The sequence below is a fragment of the Streptomyces sp. NBC_00009 genome (assembly GCF_045040855.1).
Classification (GTDB): Bacteria; Actinomycetota; Actinomycetes; order Streptomycetales; family Streptomycetaceae; genus Streptomyces; species Streptomyces aureus.
Genome location: NZ_CP108312.1, coordinates 1,195,666 through 1,212,030, shown reverse-complemented (window position 1 = coordinate 1,212,030; position 16,365 = coordinate 1,195,666). Strand labels below are relative to the sequence as shown.

Annotated in this window: 13 protein-coding genes; 3 read left to right on the top strand and 10 right to left on the bottom strand. The window is 72.2% G+C overall.

Annotation, left to right across the window (positions count from 1 at the left end; genetic code table 11):
• Nucleotides 1-199 precede the first annotated feature (199 nt).
• Nucleotides 200-1,747 carry an MFS transporter gene (locus tag OHA58_RS05470; protein WP_405476963.1) on the bottom strand — a complete coding sequence of 516 codons (1,548 nt, stop codon included), beginning with the start codon at nt 1,745-1,747 and terminating at the stop codon, nt 200-202.
• 123 nt (nt 1,748-1,870) lie between these two features.
• On the opposite strand from OHA58_RS05470, the gene OHA58_RS05465 reads away from it, so the two are divergent.
• Nucleotides 1,871-2,845, top strand: coding sequence for an Lrp/AsnC family transcriptional regulator (locus tag OHA58_RS05465; protein WP_405476961.1), 975 nt, complete (start codon nt 1,871-1,873; stop codon nt 2,843-2,845).
• A gap of 31 nt (nt 2,846-2,876) precedes the next feature.
• Here the strand turns inward: OHA58_RS05465 and OHA58_RS05460 are convergent, their stop codons facing one another.
• Complete coding sequence (locus OHA58_RS05460) at nt 2,877-3,746, bottom strand: LysR substrate-binding domain-containing protein (RefSeq protein ID WP_405476959.1); 870 nt, start codon at nt 3,744-3,746, stop codon at nt 2,877-2,879.
• A gap of 159 nt (nt 3,747-3,905) precedes the next feature.
• Here OHA58_RS05460 and OHA58_RS05455 point away from each other — a divergent pair, with 159 nt between their 5' ends.
• Nucleotides 3,906-4,922, top strand: coding sequence for a bile acid:sodium symporter family protein (locus tag OHA58_RS05455; protein ID WP_405484795.1), 1,017 nt, complete (start codon nt 3,906-3,908; stop codon nt 4,920-4,922).
• Here the strand turns inward: OHA58_RS05455 and OHA58_RS05450 are convergent.
• The 3 genes from OHA58_RS05450 to OHA58_RS05440 all read right to left on the bottom strand — a co-directional run bounded on the left by OHA58_RS05450 (nt 4,855) and on the right by OHA58_RS05440 (nt 9,079).
• Nucleotides 4,855-6,108 (bottom strand): hypothetical protein, encoded by a 1,254-nt coding sequence (locus OHA58_RS05450; protein ID WP_405476958.1) that lies wholly within the window; start codon nt 6,106-6,108, stop codon nt 4,855-4,857. The genes OHA58_RS05455 and OHA58_RS05450 overlap by 68 nt on opposite strands.
• A gap of 10 nt (nt 6,109-6,118) precedes the next feature.
• Entirely contained in the window at nt 6,119-8,020 is a 1,902-nt protein-coding gene (locus OHA58_RS05445; protein ID WP_405476956.1) for an exo-alpha-sialidase, read from the bottom strand.
• 135 nt (nt 8,021-8,155) lie between these two features.
• Entirely contained in the window at nt 8,156-9,079 is a 924-nt protein-coding gene (locus OHA58_RS05440; protein WP_405476955.1) for a zinc-binding alcohol dehydrogenase family protein, read from the bottom strand.
• A gap of 92 nt (nt 9,080-9,171) precedes the next feature.
• On the opposite strand from OHA58_RS05440, the gene OHA58_RS05435 reads away from it, so the two are divergent.
• A complete protein-coding gene (locus OHA58_RS05435) occupies nt 9,172-9,618 on the top strand; it encodes a MarR family winged helix-turn-helix transcriptional regulator (protein ID WP_405476953.1) in 447 nt (148 codons plus the stop codon).
• A gap of 123 nt (nt 9,619-9,741) precedes the next feature.
• Here the strand turns inward: OHA58_RS05435 and fdhD are convergent, their stop codons facing one another.
• The 5 genes from fdhD to OHA58_RS05410 are packed head-to-tail and all read right to left on the bottom strand — an operon-like array spanning nt 9,742 to nt 16,276.
• Entirely contained in the window at nt 9,742-10,590 is an 849-nt protein-coding gene (gene fdhD, locus OHA58_RS05430; protein WP_405476951.1) for a formate dehydrogenase accessory sulfurtransferase FdhD, read from the bottom strand.
• 7 nt (nt 10,591-10,597) lie between these two features.
• A complete protein-coding gene (locus OHA58_RS05425; protein ID WP_405476949.1) occupies nt 10,598-11,458 on the bottom strand; it encodes a 2Fe-2S iron-sulfur cluster-binding protein in 861 nt (286 codons plus the stop codon).
• The gene (locus tag OHA58_RS05420; protein WP_405476948.1) at nt 11,455-13,353 is read right to left on the bottom strand and encodes an NAD(P)H-dependent oxidoreductase subunit E; all 1,899 of its coding nucleotides are present in this window, start codon (nt 13,351-13,353) and stop codon (nt 11,455-11,457) included. Before OHA58_RS05420 ends, OHA58_RS05425 begins: the two co-directional genes overlap by 4 nt.
• An 8-nt stretch (nt 13,354-13,361) precedes the next feature.
• On the bottom strand, nt 13,362-15,302 hold the full coding sequence (locus tag OHA58_RS05415) for a molybdopterin oxidoreductase family protein (protein WP_405476946.1): 1,941 nt from the start codon (nt 15,300-15,302) through the stop codon (nt 13,362-13,364).
• Nucleotides 15,299-16,276: a 2-dehydropantoate 2-reductase gene (locus OHA58_RS05410; RefSeq protein WP_405476944.1), complete on the bottom strand. Its 978-nt coding sequence runs from the start codon at nt 16,274-16,276 to the stop codon at nt 15,299-15,301. The genes OHA58_RS05415 and OHA58_RS05410 overlap by 4 nt, the downstream gene beginning before the upstream one ends.
• Nucleotides 16,277-16,365 lie beyond the last annotated feature (89 nt).

Here is a 16,365-nt window from a genome sequence, read left to right as displayed (position 1 = left end):
GCTCCTTGTGGCGCTCCGCACAGCGCCGGTGACGGTACCCCACCGCGCGCCCCGGCGGGAGGGGTCCAAATGGGCCGGAGCGCGCGGAATATGCACTGGTCAGCCGGTGAAATACGGCCACAAGGGGAAGGGCGGGACAGAATTCCTACGGTTCAGTAAGTTTCGGTGGCGTAATCTCCACGGAATCTGTACGGGGCGCTTACTGGGGGTCCGCTGCGGGGTTTTTGGGCGGACTGGTCGCTTCCGATTTCTCCACGGATAGCCCACGACCGTCCCCGGCGGCCGCGGCGGAGGTCGCTCCCCGTGGACGGTGGGCGGCCCGCGGCGCCCTCACCAGCGCAAGGACCAGCACCCCCGCGACGAGCGCCGCACAGCCCGCGACCACGGACGCCGTGTTCAGCCCCGACGCGAAGGCCACCCGCAGCGCGTGCTCCGGGACCACCCCGTCCAGGGCCCGCGCCCCGCCGCCCGCGAGCGTGTGCGCGGCGCCGTGCGACAGGGAGTGCTGCATCGTCGACGTCAGTACGGTGCCGAGGACGGCCACCGCGAGCGCGTAGCCGAGCTGCCGGAACGTGTTCACCGCGCCGCCCGCCATTCCCGCGCGCTCCGGTTCCACCGCGGCGAGCGCGGCGCCCGCGATCCCCGGCGAGACGAACCCGGTCCCGACGCCGACCAGGACGAGCCCAGGCACGAGCGCCGTCCACGTCGAGCCCGGGTCGACGAACGCCTGGCAGAACAGCCCGGCCGCGATCAGGACGAGGCCGCCGCCGATGGTGAACCGGGCCGGCACCCCGTGCAGCAGCCGCCCGCCGATGACCGCCACCACGACCGAGGCGCCCGACATGGTCAGGAAGACCAGGCCGCCGTGGACGGGGCTCATGCCGAGCAGGGTCTGCAGCCAGATCGAGGTGTAGGGGACGACGCCGAACGCGGCGCCGTTGAACGCGAGCGCCCCCGCCATCACCCCGACGAACGCCGGCTTGCGCAGCAGGGCCAGATCCAGCAGCGGATGCGCGCTGCGCCACTCGACCACGACGAACGCGACCAGCGCGAGCGCCGCCACGACGAACGCGGCGGTGGTCCCGGCCGATGTCCACCCCTGCGAACCGGCCCGTACGACCCCGTACGTCGCCGCCCCCGCGAAGCACGCGAACGCCGCGGTGCCCGCCCAGTCGACCCGCCGCCCGCGCGGCCCCCGCGACTCGGGCACCACCCGCAGCGTCAGCCACACCGACACCACGCTCACCGGCAGATTGATCCAGAAGATCCACCGCCAGCCGGGACCCTCCGTCATCACCCCGCCGAGCACGGGACCGATCGCGGCCGCGCCGCCGCTCACCGCTCCCCAGACCCCGAGCGCCGCCGAGCGCCGCTTGCCCTGGTAGACGGAGCCGAGCAGCGGAAGCGTCGTCGCGAACATGGCCGCGGCGCCCACCCCCTGCACCATCCGCGCCGCCACGAGCAGCCCCGGACCGCTCGCGAGACCGCAGCCGAGCGACGCCACCGCGAACAGCGCCACGCCCGCCACATGGACCCGGCGCCGCCCGAGTATGTCGGCGGCGGCCCCCATGCCGAGCAGCAGCGCGGCGAGCGCCAGCGCGTAGCCGTCCATCACCCATTGCAGATCGCTCAGCGACGCGTGCAGGCTGCGCGCCATGTCGGGCAGCGCCACGACGACGATCGTCACGTCCAGCAGCAGCATGAACGTTCCCAGACAGACCGCGGTCAGCGGTCCCCATGTACGCATCCTCAAAAGCTCCTCGCCCGATGCCTTACCGATGTCAGGCTCGTACGATGGGCCGCGCACGGCGGATCCCGGTGATCAGCGGCCAGGGAACGAAGGAATCCGACATCAGGAGCGAGCAGACCGATGGAATCCCCTCCCTTCGACGAGCTGGATCTGAAACTGCTCCACGCCCTTGAGGTCGACGGCCGCGCCCCCTTCAGCCGGATCGCGGCCGTCCTCGGCGTCTCCGACCAGACCGTCGCCCGCCGCTACCGCAAGCTCGTCGCCGAGGGCGGTCTGCGGGTCGTCGGACTCCAGGACAGCCAGCGGCTCGGCCACGACCACTGGATGCTGCGCCTGCGCTGCGCCCCCGAAGGCGCCGAGGCCATCGCCACCGCCCTGGCCCGCCGCCCCGACACCGCGTGGATCGGCCTCACCTCGGGCGGCACGGAAGTCGTCTGCATGACCGTCCCGCGCACCCAGGGCGACCACGACGACCTCCTCCTCGGCAAGTTGCCGCGCACCCCGCACATCGTCGAGATCCGCGCCCTGCAGACGCTGCACCGCTTCTTCGGCGGCCCGGCCGGCTGGCTCGTCAAGAACGGGCCGCTCACCGCGGACCAGGTCGCGGAGCTCGGCGCGCCTCTCCGGTCCACCGGGGACCTCGTCCGCGTCACCCCCGACGACGCGGCGCTGACCGCCGTACTCAAACGCGACGGCCGCGCCGGATACCCCGAACTCCAGCGCGCCACGGGCCGCTCGGAGTCGTCCGTGAAGCGCCGCCTCGACCAGCTCATCGCCTCGGGCTCCCTCTACATCGACATCGAGTACGACACCGAGCGCCTCGGTTTCACCAACGGCGCCGTCCTGTGGATCACGGCGGCCCCCGCCTCTCTCGACGCCGTCGGCCGCGCACTCGCCGAGCACCGGGAGATCGCCTACGCCGCCGCGACCGCGGGCCCCTCGAACCTGGTCGCCACCGTCGTGACCCGGGACACCGCCGACCTCTACGCGTACATCAGCGGCAAGCTCGGCCGGCTCGAAGGCGTCCAGCACGTGGAGACGTCGCCGTTCATGCGGAAGGTCAAGCAGCTGACGTACCAGCCGCCCGTCCGCTAGCGCCCGCCCGCCCGTTCGCTGGCGCCCGCTGCTAGCGGTTGCGGTGCAGCCGGTCGCCCCCGTCGAGGATCGCCTGGGCCAGCGCCTGCGCCGCCTCGCCCTGGGCGCGGCCGTGCCGCGGGCCGTGCAGCAGTACGAAGTCCACCTCGCCCAGCTCCGGCAGTCCGGCCCGTTCCGGTACGCGGACCAGGCCGGGCGGGATCAGGCCGCGCGAGTGCGCCATCACGCCGAGGCCTGCCCTGGCCGCCGCGATCAGGCCGTTGAGGCTGCCGCTGGTGCAGGCCACGCGCCAGGCGCGGCCGTGCCGCTCCAGGGCTTCGAGGGCCAGGGCCCGCGAGATGCCCGGCGGCGGGTACACGATGAGCGGCACCGGACGGTCCGGGTCCAGGCGCAGCCGCTCCGCGCCGATCCACACCAGCCGGTCGTGCCACACGGACTCGCCGCGCGGGTCCTCCGGCCGCCGCTTGGCGAGGACCAGGTCGAGCTTGCCCGCGTCGAGCTGCTCGTGCAGCGTCCCGGACAGCTCGACCGTCAGCTCCAGGTCCACCTCGGGGTGGTCGTGCCGGAACGCCTCCAGGATCTCGGTGAGCCGGGTCAGAACGAAGTCCTCCGACGCGCCGAAGCGCAGCCGCCCGCGCAGCCGCGTGCCCGTGAAGAACACCGAAGCCTGCTCGTGCACCTCCAGGATCCGGCGCGCGAAGCCGAGCATCGCCTCGCCGTCCTCCGTGAGCTCCACCGTGTGCGTGTCCCGGGTGAACAGGGTCCGCCCCGTGGCGTCCTCCAGGCGCCGCACATGCTGACTGACCGTGGACTGGCGCAGGCCGAGGCGGCGGGCGGCCTGCGTGAAGCTCAGCGTCTGGGCCACCGCGAGGAACGTACGCAGCTGCGAGGGGTCGTACATGCCCCCGACCCTACCCGCGCCCATCGCGAAACGTGATGACAGTCAGTGCGGTATGCAGGATTCCCGATCGCGGTGATCAGGAGGACGATGAAGAGGGCACGACCTGAACCGACAGCAAGGAACATGGAACCCGTGAAACGCCTGACTTGGCCGTCCTGGATGCCGGTCGACCCCTACATCCTGGCGCTCATAGGGACGGTGGGCCTCGCGGCGCTCCTGCCCGCGCGCGGTGGTGCGGCCGATGTCGCGTCCGGCGCCTCGACCACCGCCGTCGCGTTCCTCTTCTTCCTCTACGGGGCGCGCCTGTCGACCCGCGAGGCCCTCGACGGGCTCAGGCACTGGCGGCTCCATGTGACCGTCCTCGCCGCCACGTTCGTCGTCTTCCCGCTCCTCGGCCTCGCGGCCCGCGGCCTCGTCCCCGTGGTCCTCACGCCGTCCCTCTACGACGGCCTGCTCTTCCTCACCCTCGTCCCCTCGACGATCCAGTCGTCGATCGCCTTCACCTCCATGGCCCGCGGCAACGTGCCCGCGGCGATCTGCGCGGGCTCCTTCTCCTCGCTGGCCGGCATCGTCATCACCCCGCTGCTCGCGGCGGGCCTCCTCGGCAACAGCGGCGGCGGGTTCTCGGCGGACTCCCTCGTCAAGATCGTGCTGCAGCTGCTCGTACCGTTCCTCGCCGGGCAGTTCCTGCGCCGCTGGGTCGGCTCCTTCATCACGCGGCACAAGAAGGTCCTGAGCTACGTCGACCGCGGCTCGATCCTCCTCGTCGTCTACACCGCGTTCAGCGAGGGCATGGTCCAGGGAATCTGGCACCAGGTCAGCGCGGTGCGCCTGGGCGGGCTCCTCGCCGTCGAAGCGGTGCTGCTCGCCGTGATGCTGGCGGTCACCTGGTACGGCGGCAAGACGCTCGGCTTCGGGCGCGAGGACCGCATCGCGATCCAGTTCGCCGGGTCGAAGAAGTCCCTGGCGGCCGGACTGCCCATGGCGAGCGTCCTGTTCGGGGCGCACGCGTCCCTCGCCGTGCTGCCGCTGATGCTGTTCCACCAGATGCAGCTGATGGTGTGCGCCGTGATCGCCAAGCGCCGGGCGCTCGACCCCCTGGAGCAGGTCAGCGCGGGGGAGAAGCGAGCCGCAGAGCCACGAACCGCGGCCGGTACAGCGACACGTTCCGGCTGACCTGCGCCTGCGCGGTGGCGGGCGCCGCGTCCAGCCAGTTGACGTCATAGCTGAGCAGCACGCGCCCGTCACCACCGCCGAGCGCGGGGTGCGCCTGCGGGTTGTACGCAGCCGTGTCCTGCCGGAGCGCCCCGTCCCGCGGCAGCGGCGCCTCGAAGCCCTTCGCGGGACCGTGCCAGGGCCCGGTCGGCGCACACGCCCAGTAAGAGGTGACGCGCGTCAGGCCGGCGGTCCCGGCGGCCATCGTGAACAGGACGTACGTACCGCCGTCGCGCACGACGGTGAACGCGCTGCCGACCCCGCGCCGTTCACCGTCGCCGAGGACCGCCCGTGGCCGTGGAGCGCGCGTCCAGCGCGAGCCGTCCCAGTAGCGCCACGCCCCCGGCTCGGCGAGCCGGCCGTGCGGCACCCGCGCGACATAGGCGCGGCGCGTGGCCCCCTGCCCGTCGTCACCGCCGAACACGTACGTCCAGCCGCCCCGGTCGACGGCCGTCGTGCCGAACAGGACGCGCCGCGCCGGGTCCGGCACGCCCCGCTGGTCGAGGACCGTGGCGACGCTCTCGACGCCCAGGCCGGGCAGCGAGAGCGTGGCGACCTCGGTGGCGGCGGGCATGCCGTAGATCCAGGGACCCGTCCCCGTCGTACGGGTCCACAGCAGGACGCGGACGACCTGCTCGGCGGAGCCGGGGGAGCGGGGCTCGACGCGGGCGGCGACGGGCCAGCGCCACTGCTGCGGCGCCGGGTCGGGGAACAGGGGCGCGGGGAGCGTGCGCTCCAGGGCGCCCGAACGGCCCGTCACCACCGCCGAGTTGCGCACGAACGGCGCCGAGATGTCCCGCCAGGCGTGGGGCTGGCCCGCCGGGTTGGGCGGCGCGTGCACCTGCCCGAGATAGGTGTCGGAGAACAGCCACAGGACCCGCCCGTCCGGGAGCCGCACCGAGTGCGTGCCGTCGCCGCCCGTCCAGTCGTCGCCCCGCGACGCGTCGTCGCCGTAGCGGGCGAACGCCCCCGTGAGGCCGGGGTCGGCGGACCACGAGGCGACGGTACGCGCAGCGCACGGGCGACCGCCCTCCCGGTCGTCGTCCGGGAGGGCGGTCAGCAGGGCGGCGGCGCACACCAGGGCCAGCAGCAGGCCGAGACCCGCTCCCACGCTCCTGCGGCGCACCGCCTCCGTGTCCGCGGGCACCTTTCGGACGCTAGTGGCCGCCGCGCACGCGGTCCATGGGCAGCCACAGGACGGTGTCCGGGGTCACAGTGGTGATCGGAGTGTTGAGCTCCTCGTCGCTCAACGCCCGGTCCTGGACCCGGACTTCGTCGATCGCGCCGGTGAAGTGCGCCCGGCTGTCCATCCGCTCGCCCACGTGCACGCCGAACGGCGAGTTACGGCTGACGGAGCCCGGTACGTCCGCGGTACTCACCGACGTACCGTCCACGGACAGCGTCAACTGCCCCCCGCCGCGCCGCAGTACGGCGCGGTGCCACTGGCCGTCGTTGTACGCGGCGGCGGTGCGCACCGAGGCCGTTCGCGGGGCCGCGGCTCCGTCCCGCGTGGTGATCAGGCCCGTGATGCGGTTGCTCGCGGGCTCGGCGCGCAGCCACACCTGCGGCTGCGTGGTGCCGATGCCGCCCATCCACAGCAGGGGCTGCTCACCGGTCGTGGCGGAGTAGCGGAACCACAGGGACGCGGTGAAGTCCTTCGTCCCGAGCGGCAGCCGGTCGCCGTACGGGAGCCGTACGGCGTCGTCCGTGCCGTCGAAGGAGAGCGCCCCGCCGAAGCGGCCGGCGGTCGGGGAGGCGCCGCCGAGCACGGCCGCGTCCCGCGCGTGGCGGGCCCGGTCCTGCGTCGTCGGGTCGGCGCCGCGGCGCGGCGTCAGCCAGTCCTCGGTGAAGCGCGCGAAGCGGATCTCGTCGCGGGCGTCGACCGCGCCGCCCTCGTACATGAGGCCCACCTGGTCGCGGGTCGCCTGCACGAGGTCCGAGTAGCCGGACCAGTCGGTCGTCACCACGGTCGAGCGGTCGAAGCTGTCCCAGGTTCGCCCGCCGTCGTACGAGGAACGGATGGTCATGGTCCGGCGCCGGTCGGGGTCGCCGGGGCAGGCCAGCAGGAGCCGGTTGCCGGTGCGCAGGACCGAACCCTGCACCTGCGGGGTGTAGAGGTCGGGGATCGCCGTGAAGCGCCGCGTGAACGAGTCGCCGCCGTCCCGGCTCCACGTGTGCGTGCGGTGACCGAGGTCGGTGCCGTCCTGCTCGCGCCCCGACACGTACAGGGTGCCGCCGGGCAGTTCGGCGAGGGTCATCTCGGACGGCTTCTGCCGGAAGGTGCCGTCGTCCGCGATCGGCCACGAGTCCTTCGCGCCGACCCGCCAGTGGCTGCCGCCGTCGTCGCTGACCATGAGCGCGGCGTGGTTCGCGGTGACGCGACTGCCGTTCCAGGTCTCGGCGTTGACGGTGAAAACGAGCCGGCCGCGGTGACGCCCCTGGGTGAGCTGGATGCCGTGCACGGGCCCGGTCGCGTACCAGGAGTTCCAGTCCTTCGGCAGGATCTCGTCGCTCAGGTCGCGCGGCGCCGACCAGGTGCGGCCGTCGTCGTCGCTGTACTGGAGGTGCGGGGTGCGGTCGCACGGCACGGCGCAGTTCTTTCCGTCCGTGCGGCCGGTGTTGTACGTCTCCGCGAGCAGGATGCGGCCCGTCCTGAGGTCGACCACCGGGGCGGGGTTGCCGTGCGTGTCACCGGCGCCCTCGTTGACGACCTGGAGCGGGCTCCAGGTGCGGCCGCCGTCCTCGGACCGCTTGACGACGATGTCTATGTCGCCCGCGTCGGAACAGTCGTTCGTCCGCCCCTCGGCGAAGGCGAGCAGCGTCCCCTGCTTCGTCTTCACGACGGCGGGAATGCGATAGCAGGCGTACCCGGGATCCTGGGAAGCCTTGAAGAGGACCTGCTGCTCGAACGGCGGCTGCGTCGCGGCCGCTCGGGCCGCCTGCGCCGCGCCGGCCGGTTCGGCGGCGTGCGCGGGCAGCGCGGCTCCGGCGGCGACGGCGAGCAGCGCGACGACGGATGTGCCCAGGGATCTCAGACGTACGCGGAGACTTGACGACATGGTGCGGCCACCCTTCAACGGCTCATGTCAAGGCTGATGTCACGGCTCATGCGTCTGGACATCCAGACATCCCACGTCCAATGTCCGGGCCACAGACGCTACTTGGGACGCTCGGCACGCCACAAGCACCGTGCATCAGGGGATCAGGACGACCTTGCCGAGATTGGCGCGCCCTTCGATGGCCTCGTGGGCCCGCGCCGCGTCCTCCAGGGCGAACTCCGCGTGCACCACGGGCCGCAGAGCCCCCTCGAAGAACAGCCGCCACAGCTCTTTGCGCCACCGTTCGTACATCTCGGGCTTCCCTCGCGCGATGAGCGCCATCTGGAAACCGATGACGGACTTGGCGCCCACGAGCAGGTCGTACGCCTCGACGGTGCCGCCGCCCGAGCTGTACGCCACGAGCCGCCCGTGCGGCGCGAGCGCCTTCACGCCCGGCGTCAGCAGCTCGCCGCCCACCGCGTCCAGGACGTAGTCGACAGGCTCGCCCCAGGTCTCGTCGGCGTAGATCACCACGTCGTCGGCGCCGAGTCCGCGTACGAACTCCGCCTTGCCGGGCCCCGACACTGCGCCTGTGACCCGGGAAGCCCCGCTCGCCGCCGCGAGTTGCAGGGCCAGATGGCCGACCCCGCTCGCCGCCGCCGTGACGAGCGCCGTCTCGCCCGGCTCGGGGCGTGCGGCCTGCAACGCTCCGTACGCCACGAGCCCGCTGCGGACCAGGGCCACCGCGTCGGTGGCGCTCGCGCCGTCCGGCACCGGTGACGCCATGGCGACGTGCAGGAGCGCGTGGTCGGCGTAGCCGTGTCCGAAGACGAGGCCGGTGACGCGGTCGCCAGGGGCGTACTCCGTCACGCCGGGACCCACGGCCGCCACTTCGCCGGCGATTTCGCCGCCCAGTGCGATGGGTTCGCGCGACTCCCGCACCTTGCGGACGACGGGCAGTGTGACGCCGATCGCCTCGGTGCGGACGAGGAGTTCGCCGGGTCCCGGCTCGGGAACGGGCGCGTCTTCCAGGAACAGGACGTCGGGGCCACCGCTGTGTTCGTACCGGACGCGCCGCATCGGCACACCGCCTTCCCGGAGGGAGTCGTTGGGAGAGCCAACGATACCGAGATTCATTGGGAAGTCCAACGGTTATTGGTTAAACTGCCCCCATGTCCGAGAACCCGCCCGCCCTGGGCGCCATCCGCACCCTCCCCAGCTGGCGCCTCGGCCGCGCCGCGGAGCGCGGGCGCGGCCTCGTCGCCGACGCGCTCGCCCGCGAGGGCCTGAAGATGTGGCACCACGTGGTCCTGTGCGCGGTGACGGACCTGCAACCCGTGGCCCAGGCCGACCTGGTGCGCAGCGTCTCGCTCGACCCCAAGGACATGGTCGGCGTCCTGAACGACCTCCAGGACGCGGGACTCGTCGTCCGCACCCCCGACCCGAAGGACCGCCGCAAGAACGCCGTCACGGTCACGGACAAGGGCAGCGCGACGCTACAGCGGTGCGCCGCGGCCGCCGAGGACGCCAACGCCGCGCTCCTGGCGCCGCTTTCGGCCGAGGAGCGCGCCGCGTTCATGGACATGCTGGGGCGGATATCCGGCGAGCCGGGCACGTAGAAAAGCGAGCCGGGCACGTAGAAAAGAGGGATGTCGGGGCGGCGTCGGCGCGTGGGGCCCGGCCGGCGCAGGGGGCGCTCCCCGCCGGATCCGGGCCCCGTCGCCGTGCCGCGGGGAAACCGGTCAGCCCTGAGCGGCCGCGGCCCGCAGGGCGATGCGGTGTTCTCCCGCGTACACGTTCATGTTGGGCCCACGCAGGAAACCGACCAGCGTGAGGCCGGTCTCGGCGGCCAGGTCGACCGCGAGCGACGACGGCGCGGACACGGCCGCGAGGACCGGGATGCCCGCCATCACCGCCTTCTGCGCGAGCTCGAAGGAGGCGCGGCCCGAGACGAGCAGGATCGCGCGCGACAGCGGAAGGCCGCCGCTCTGGAGGGCGCGCCCGACAAGCTTGTCCACCGCGTTGTGCCGGCCCACGTCCTCGCGGATGTCGAGCAGTTCCCCGCCCTCCGAGAACAGCGCCGCGGCGTGCAGACCCCCGGTCCGGTCGAAGACCCGCTGGGCCTCGCGCAGCCGGTCGGGGAGGCTCGCCAGGAGCGAGGGCTCGATCCGGACCGGGGGAGTGTCGTCGATCGCGAACCGCGTCGTCGTACGGACCGCGTCCAGGCTCGCCTTCCCGCACAGGCCGCACGACGACGTCGTGTACACGTTGCGTTCGAGCGTGATGTCGGGGATCACCACACCGGGAGCGGTGCGCACGTCGACGACGTTGTACGTGTTCGACCCGTCCTCCAGGGCCCCCGCGCAGTACACGATGCTCTGCAGTTCCTCCGTCGCGCCGAGGACGCCCTCGCTGACCAGGAACCCCGCCGCGAGCGCGAAGTCGTCGCCCGGGGTGCGCATCGTGATGGCGAGGGGCTTGCCGTTGAGCCGGATCTCCAGTGGCTCCTCGGCGACGAGCGTGTCGGGCCTGCTGGAGACTTGCTCGCCCCGGATGCGGAGCACCTTGCGTCGTTCCGTGACTCGTCCCATGTTCCGATCAGTCCCGGTTCTGTACGTGCTGATAGCCGAAGCGGCCCTTGATGCAGAGGTTGCCGTGGGTCACCGGGTTGTCGTGCGGCGAGGTGACCTTGACGATCTCATTGTCCTGGACGTGGAGAGTGAGGTTGCAGCCCACTCCGCAGTACGCGCACACCGTCGTCGTCTCCGTCTGCTCCGCCTCGTTCCAGGTCCCCGCCGCCCGCATGTCGAACTCCGACTTGAAGGACAGCGCGCCCGTCGGGCACACCTCGATGCAGTTGCCGCAGTACACGCACGCCGACTCGGTGAGCGGGCCGTCGTGCTCGACGGCGATCCGGGCGTCGAAGCCGCGCCCCACGACCGAGATCGCGAACGTGTTCTGCCACTGGTCACCGCACGCGTCGACGCACTTGTAACAGAGGATGCACTTGTCGTAGTCCCGGACGTACAGGTCGTTGTCGACGCGCGGCTCCTCGTCCACACGCGCCGCGTCCGGTCCGAACCGGTCGGGCTTCGCCTCGTACTCCTTGATCCACTCGGCGGCGCGCGGCGTCGTCGACAGGTTCACGGACGAGGCGAGCAGTTCGAGGACGACCTTGCGGCTGTGCCGGGCCCGCTCCGTGTCCGTGCGCACCTCCATTCCCGCCTCGGCCTTGCGCGAGCACGCCGGGGCGAGGGTACGGGCGCCCTCGACCTCGACGACACAGACCCGGCACGCGTTCTTCGGCGTGAGGGTGTCGCCCTCGCACAGCGTCGGGATGTCCTTGCCCGCGGCCCGGCAGGCGTCCAGGATCGTCGACCCCTCGGGCACCCGCGTCTCCTGCCCGTCCAGCGTGAACTCGACGAGGCGGCGCGGTACTCCCAGCGGTATGGCGGTCATTCGTACGCCCCCAGGCGGTCGATGGCGGATTCCACGGCGTTCCACGCGGTCTGCCCCAGACCGCAGATCGAGGCGTCCCGCATGGCCCGCCCCACCTCCCGCAGCAGCGCGATGTCACCGGCGGCCGCCGCGCCCGTCCGCTCGGCGATCCGGTGCAGCGCCTCCTCCTGCCGGACCGTGCCCACCCGGCAGGGCACGCACTGCCCGCACGATTCGTCCCGGAAGAACTCGGCGATGCGCAGCAGGATGCGCGGCAGCGGCACGGTGTCGTCGATGGCGAGGACGACGCCGGAGCCGAGCGTCGTGCCGGCCGCGCGCGTCCCCTCGAACGTGAGCGGGATGTCCATCTCGTCGGCGCGCACGAAGCCGCCCGCGGCGCCGCCGAGCAGCACGGCCCGCAGGTTCTCCGGTTTCCCGGCGAGGTCGAGCAGTTCGCCGAGCGTCGCGCCGAACGGCAGCTCGTAGATCCCGGGCCGCCCGACGCTCCCGGACACGCAGAACAGCTTCGGCCCCGTCGACTTCTCCGTGCCGATCGCCGCGTACGCCTCGGCGCCCATGGTCAGGATCGGCAGCACGTTCACGAGTGTCTCGACGTTGTTCTCGGCCGTCGGCTTCCCGAACAGGCCCTTCTCCACGGGGAAGGGAGGCTTGGAGCGCGGCTCGCCGCGGTAGCCCTCGATGGAGTTGAAGAGCGCGGTCTCCTCGCCGCAGATGTAAGCACCCGCGCCCCGCCGGATCTCGATGTCGAAGGCGTAGCCCTGACCGAGCACGTCGTCACCGAGCAGCCCGCGGGCGCGTGCCTGCTCGATCGCGTTGCCCAACAGCCTTAGCGCGCGCGGGTATTCACCGCGCAGATACAGGTATCCCTTGTGGGCGCCGACCGCGTACCCGGCGATCGTCATGGCCTCGATGAGGGAGTACGGGTCCCCTTCCATCAGGACCCGGTCCTTGAAGGTGCCGGGCTCGGACTCGTCGGCGTTGCACACCAGATAGTGCGGATGGTCGGGCTGCGAGGCGGTGGCCTTCCACTTCACGCCGGTGGGGAAGGCTGCCCCGCCGCGCCCGACGAGGCCCGCGTCGGTCACTTCCCGGATCACCCCGGCGGGCCCGAGCTCGAACGCCCGGCGCAGGGCGGTGTATCCGCCGTGGGACCGGTAGTCGTCGAGCGAGGCGGGGTCCACGACGCCGATGCGGCGCAGCAGGATGAGGCCGGACTGCCCGGCCTGCGGGACGGCGAGGGAGGCGGGCGGTTCGGGATCCGCGGCCTCGGGGGCGGTGGCGGCGAGGACGGCGGCCTCGGGGGTGGCGGGGGCTATGACGGCGGTCGCGTACGACTTCTCGGCGCCGGCCCCCTGTCCCGCCGCAGCGCCCGTACCTTCACCTGCACCCGCGTCCGAGCCCGCCCGCACCACCAGCGCCGCCGGCGCCCGCTCGCACAGCCCCAGACAAGGACTCCGCTCGACCGAAACCCCACTGCCGAGCCCAAGGCGCCCCTCCACCCCCGCGCAGAGCTCGGCGGAGCCGGCCGCCGCGCACGCGACATCCGTGCACACGTGCAGCACGGTCGCCGGGCGCGGCTTCACGGAGAACATCGAGTAGAACGTCGCCACCCCGTACGCCTCTGCGGGCGGCACCGTCAGCCGCCGGCACAGATAGTCGAGGGCGCCCTCGCTGATCCAGCCGACCCGGTCGTTGACCGCGTGCAGCCCCGGCAACAGCAGATCCCGCCGCTCCCGCGCCGCGCGGCCGCCGCGCGCCCAGCGCAGATCCGCGTCCGAACGGACCGTCGAGTCACCGAAAGGCGCTTCCCACGCCGACCCGGGCGGCCCGAGCAACGCGTCCACCGCCTCGCGTTCCTCGTCGGTGGGCTTGCTGTCACCGAAGTGCAGATCCATTTCCTGCCTCAGCTCCTCACGGCCGCGACGGGCAGCTTCTCGATACGGATCGCCGACGCCTTGAACTCCGCCGTCCCCGCGATCGGGCAGTTCGCCTCGATCGTCAGCTGGTTGGTGTCCACCTCGTCGGGAAAGTGCATGGTCATGAACGCGAGCCCGGGTCGCAGGGCCGGGTCGACCCACACGGGCGCCACCACGACGCCGCGCCGCGACGACACTCGGACCTCCTCGCCCACCACGACGCCGTAGTGCTCCGCGTCCTCGGGGCACAGCTCGACGTACTCGCCGCGCCGCAGCGGAGAGGCGAAACTCCCGCTCTGCACACCGGTGTTGTACGAGTCGAGGCGCCGGCCCGTGGTCAGGCGGATCGGGTACGTCTCGTCGGTCAGGTCGACCGGCGGGTCGTGCGCGACGATGCCGAACGGCGCGGGCCGGCCGCGCAGCGCCGGGTCCGACTCCCACAGCCGCCCGTGCAGGAAGCTCGACGGCAGGACCTCCAGGTCGGGGCACGGCCACTGAAGACCCTGGTGCTCCGCGAGGCGGTCGTACGTCATGCCGAAGTGGTCCGGCGACAGCGAGCGCAGCTCGTTCCACACGGCCTCGGAGTCGGCGAACTTCCAGTCGTGGCCGAGGCGCGCGGCGACCTCGCAGATGATGTCGATGTCCTCGCGGGCCTCGCCGGGCGGGGTGAGCGCGGCACGCACGCGCTGAACCCGCCGTTCGCTGTTGGTCGTTGTGCCGTCCGTCTCCGCCCACGCGGCGGTCGCGGGCAGCACGACGTCGGCCATCTCCGCCGTCTTCGTCAGGAAGATGTCCTGCACGACCAGGTGGTCGAGGGCCGCGAGACGGCGCATCGCCTGCTCGCTGTCCGCCTCGGACTGGGCGGGGTTCTCGCCGATGCAGTACACGGCGTGCAGCTCGCCGTGCTCCATCGCCTCGAACATGTCGGTGAGCGTCATCCCGTAGCGCGGCTGGATCTCGGTGCCCCAGGCCCGCTCGAACTTGACGCGGTGCGCGGCGTCGAGGATGTCCTGGAAGCCGGGCAGGCGGTTGGGGATGGCGCCCATGTCGCCGCCGCCCTGGACGTTGTTCTGCCCGCGCAGGGGCTGGACGCCGGAGCCGTAGCGGCCGACGTGCCCGGTGAGCAGCGACAGATTGATCAACGCCCTTACGTTGTCCGTGCCGTTGTGGTGCTCCGTGATGCCGAGGGTCCAGCACAGCTGGGCGCGTTCGGCGGTGGCGTAGGCGTGCGCGAGGTCGCGGATGGCGGCGGCGGGGACGCCCGTGACCTTCTCGGCGAGGGAGAGGGTCCACGGCTCGACCAGCTCGGCGTACTCGTCGAAGCCGGCCGTGGCCCGCTCGATGAACGCCTTGTTGTGCAGGCCCGCGTGGATGATCTCGCGGCCGACGGCGTGGGCGAGCGGGATGTCCGTGCCGACGTTCAGGCCGAGCCAGCTCTCCGCCCACTCGGCGGTCGACGTGCGCCGCGGATCGACGGCGTACATCCGTGCCCCGTTCCTGATCCCCTTCAGGACGTGCTGGAAGAAGATCGGGTGCGCGAAGCGGGCGTTGGAACCCCACATCACGACGAGGTCGGTGTGCTCGACCTCCTCGTACGAGGAGGTGCCGCCGCCCGAGCCGAACGCCGCGGACAGGCCCGCGACGCTCGGGGCGTGACAGGTGCGGTTGCACGAGTCGACGTTGTTGGTGCCCATCACGACGCGCGTGAACTTCTGCGCCACGTAGTTCATCTCGTTCGTGGCGCGCGCGCAGGACAGCATCGCGAACGCGTCCGGGCCGTGCGCCTCCTTGGTGCGCCGGAACCCCTCCGCCGCCCTGGCGAGCGCCTCGTCCCAGGTGGCGCGGCGGAACGGCTCTTCGCGTGAGTCCCGCACGAGGGGATGGGTGAGGCGGGTGTACGTCTTCGGGGTGCGGTCCCGCTTCTTCATGCCGCGCTCCTCATGCGGTCGGCGAGCAGATCCGAGATGGCGTGGACGGTGCGGAGCGTCGGGACCGGGACGCCGGTGATCTCCGCGAGTTCCACGACGGCCGCGAGCAGCACGTCGAGTTCGAGCGGTTTGCCGCGCTCCAGGTCCTGCAGTGTCGAGGTGCGGTGGTCGCCGACGCGCTCGGCCCCGGCCAGGCGCCGTTCGACGGAGATGTCCGGCCGGCAGCCCAGCGCCCCGGCGACGGCGAGCGTCTCGGTCATCATGATCTCGATGACCCGGCGCGTGCCGCCGTGCAGGCACATCTGCCGCATGGTCGCCCGGGACAGCGCACTGATCGGGTTGAACGAGATGTTGCCGAGCAGCTTGATCCAGATGTCACCGCGCAGCTCGGGCTCGACCGGGCACTTGAGGCCCCCGGCCTGCATCGCCTGACTGAACGCGAGGCACCGGTCCGACACCGAGCGGTCGGGCTCCCCGATGGAGAACCGGGTCCCTTCCAAGTGCCGTACGACGCCGGGGCCTTCGAGCTCCGTCGCCGCGTAGACGACACAGCCGATGGCCCGCTCCGGCGCGAGCACCGCACTGACCGCGCCGCCTGGGTCCACACTCTCGATGCGCTGCCCGTCGTGCGGGCCGCCGTGCCGGTGGAAGTACCACCAGGGGATGCCGTTCTGGGCCGCGATCACGGCCGTCGAGCTGTGCAGCAGTGGCTCGATGAGCGGCCCGCACGCCGCGTACGAGTTTGCCTTGAGGCCGAGGAAGACATAGTCGACCGGGCCGATCCCCGAGGGGTCGTCGGTCGCGTGGGTCCGGGCGGTGAAGTCACCGCGGGGGCTGCGTACTTGGACGCCGTGCTGCCTCATGGCCGCGAGGTGCGGTCCACGGGCTACGAGATGCACGTCGGCGCCGGCGCGGTGCAGCGCGGCTCCGACGTAGGCGCCGATCGCACCGGCGCCGAGGACTGCGACTTTCACGATGGCGAGCTCCGTTCGGTCGAGGGCTCCTGCTCTCACGGGAGGAGAGTGCGGAGGACCGTCGGACTGTCGATGGAATATTGTCTACA

Excerpts from the sequence above, each read along its gene's own strand:
- OHA58_RS05425 (WP_405476949.1), bottom strand. The coding sequence starts at position 11,458 with ATGACCGCCATACCGCTGGGAGTACCGCGCCGCCTCGTCGAGTTCACG.
- OHA58_RS05440 (WP_405476955.1), bottom strand. The coding sequence starts at position 9,079 with ATGCGGCGCGTCCGGTACGAACACAGCGGTGGCCCCGACGTCCTGTTC.
- OHA58_RS05465 (WP_405476961.1), top strand. The coding sequence starts at position 1,871 with ATGGAATCCCCTCCCTTCGACGAGCTGGATCTGAAACTGCTCCACGCC.
- OHA58_RS05435 (WP_405476953.1), top strand. The coding sequence starts at position 9,172 with ATGTCCGAGAACCCGCCCGCCCTGGGCGCCATCCGCACCCTCCCCAGC.
- OHA58_RS05470 (WP_405476963.1), bottom strand. The coding sequence starts at position 1,747 with ATGCGTACATGGGGACCGCTGACCGCGGTCTGTCTGGGAACGTTCATG.
- OHA58_RS05455 (WP_405484795.1), top strand. The coding sequence starts at position 3,906 with ATGCCGGTCGACCCCTACATCCTGGCGCTCATAGGGACGGTGGGCCTC.
- OHA58_RS05415 (WP_405476946.1), bottom strand. The coding sequence starts at position 15,302 with ATGAAGAAGCGGGACCGCACCCCGAAGACGTACACCCGCCTCACCCAT.
- fdhD (WP_405476951.1), bottom strand. The coding sequence starts at position 10,590 with ATGGGACGAGTCACGGAACGACGCAAGGTGCTCCGCATCCGGGGCGAG.
- OHA58_RS05445 (WP_405476956.1), bottom strand. The coding sequence starts at position 8,020 with ATGTCGTCAAGTCTCCGCGTACGTCTGAGATCCCTGGGCACATCCGTC.
- OHA58_RS05460 (WP_405476959.1), bottom strand. The coding sequence starts at position 3,746 with ATGTACGACCCCTCGCAGCTGCGTACGTTCCTCGCGGTGGCCCAGACG.
- OHA58_RS05420 (WP_405476948.1), bottom strand. The coding sequence starts at position 13,353 with ATGGATCTGCACTTCGGTGACAGCAAGCCCACCGACGAGGAACGCGAG.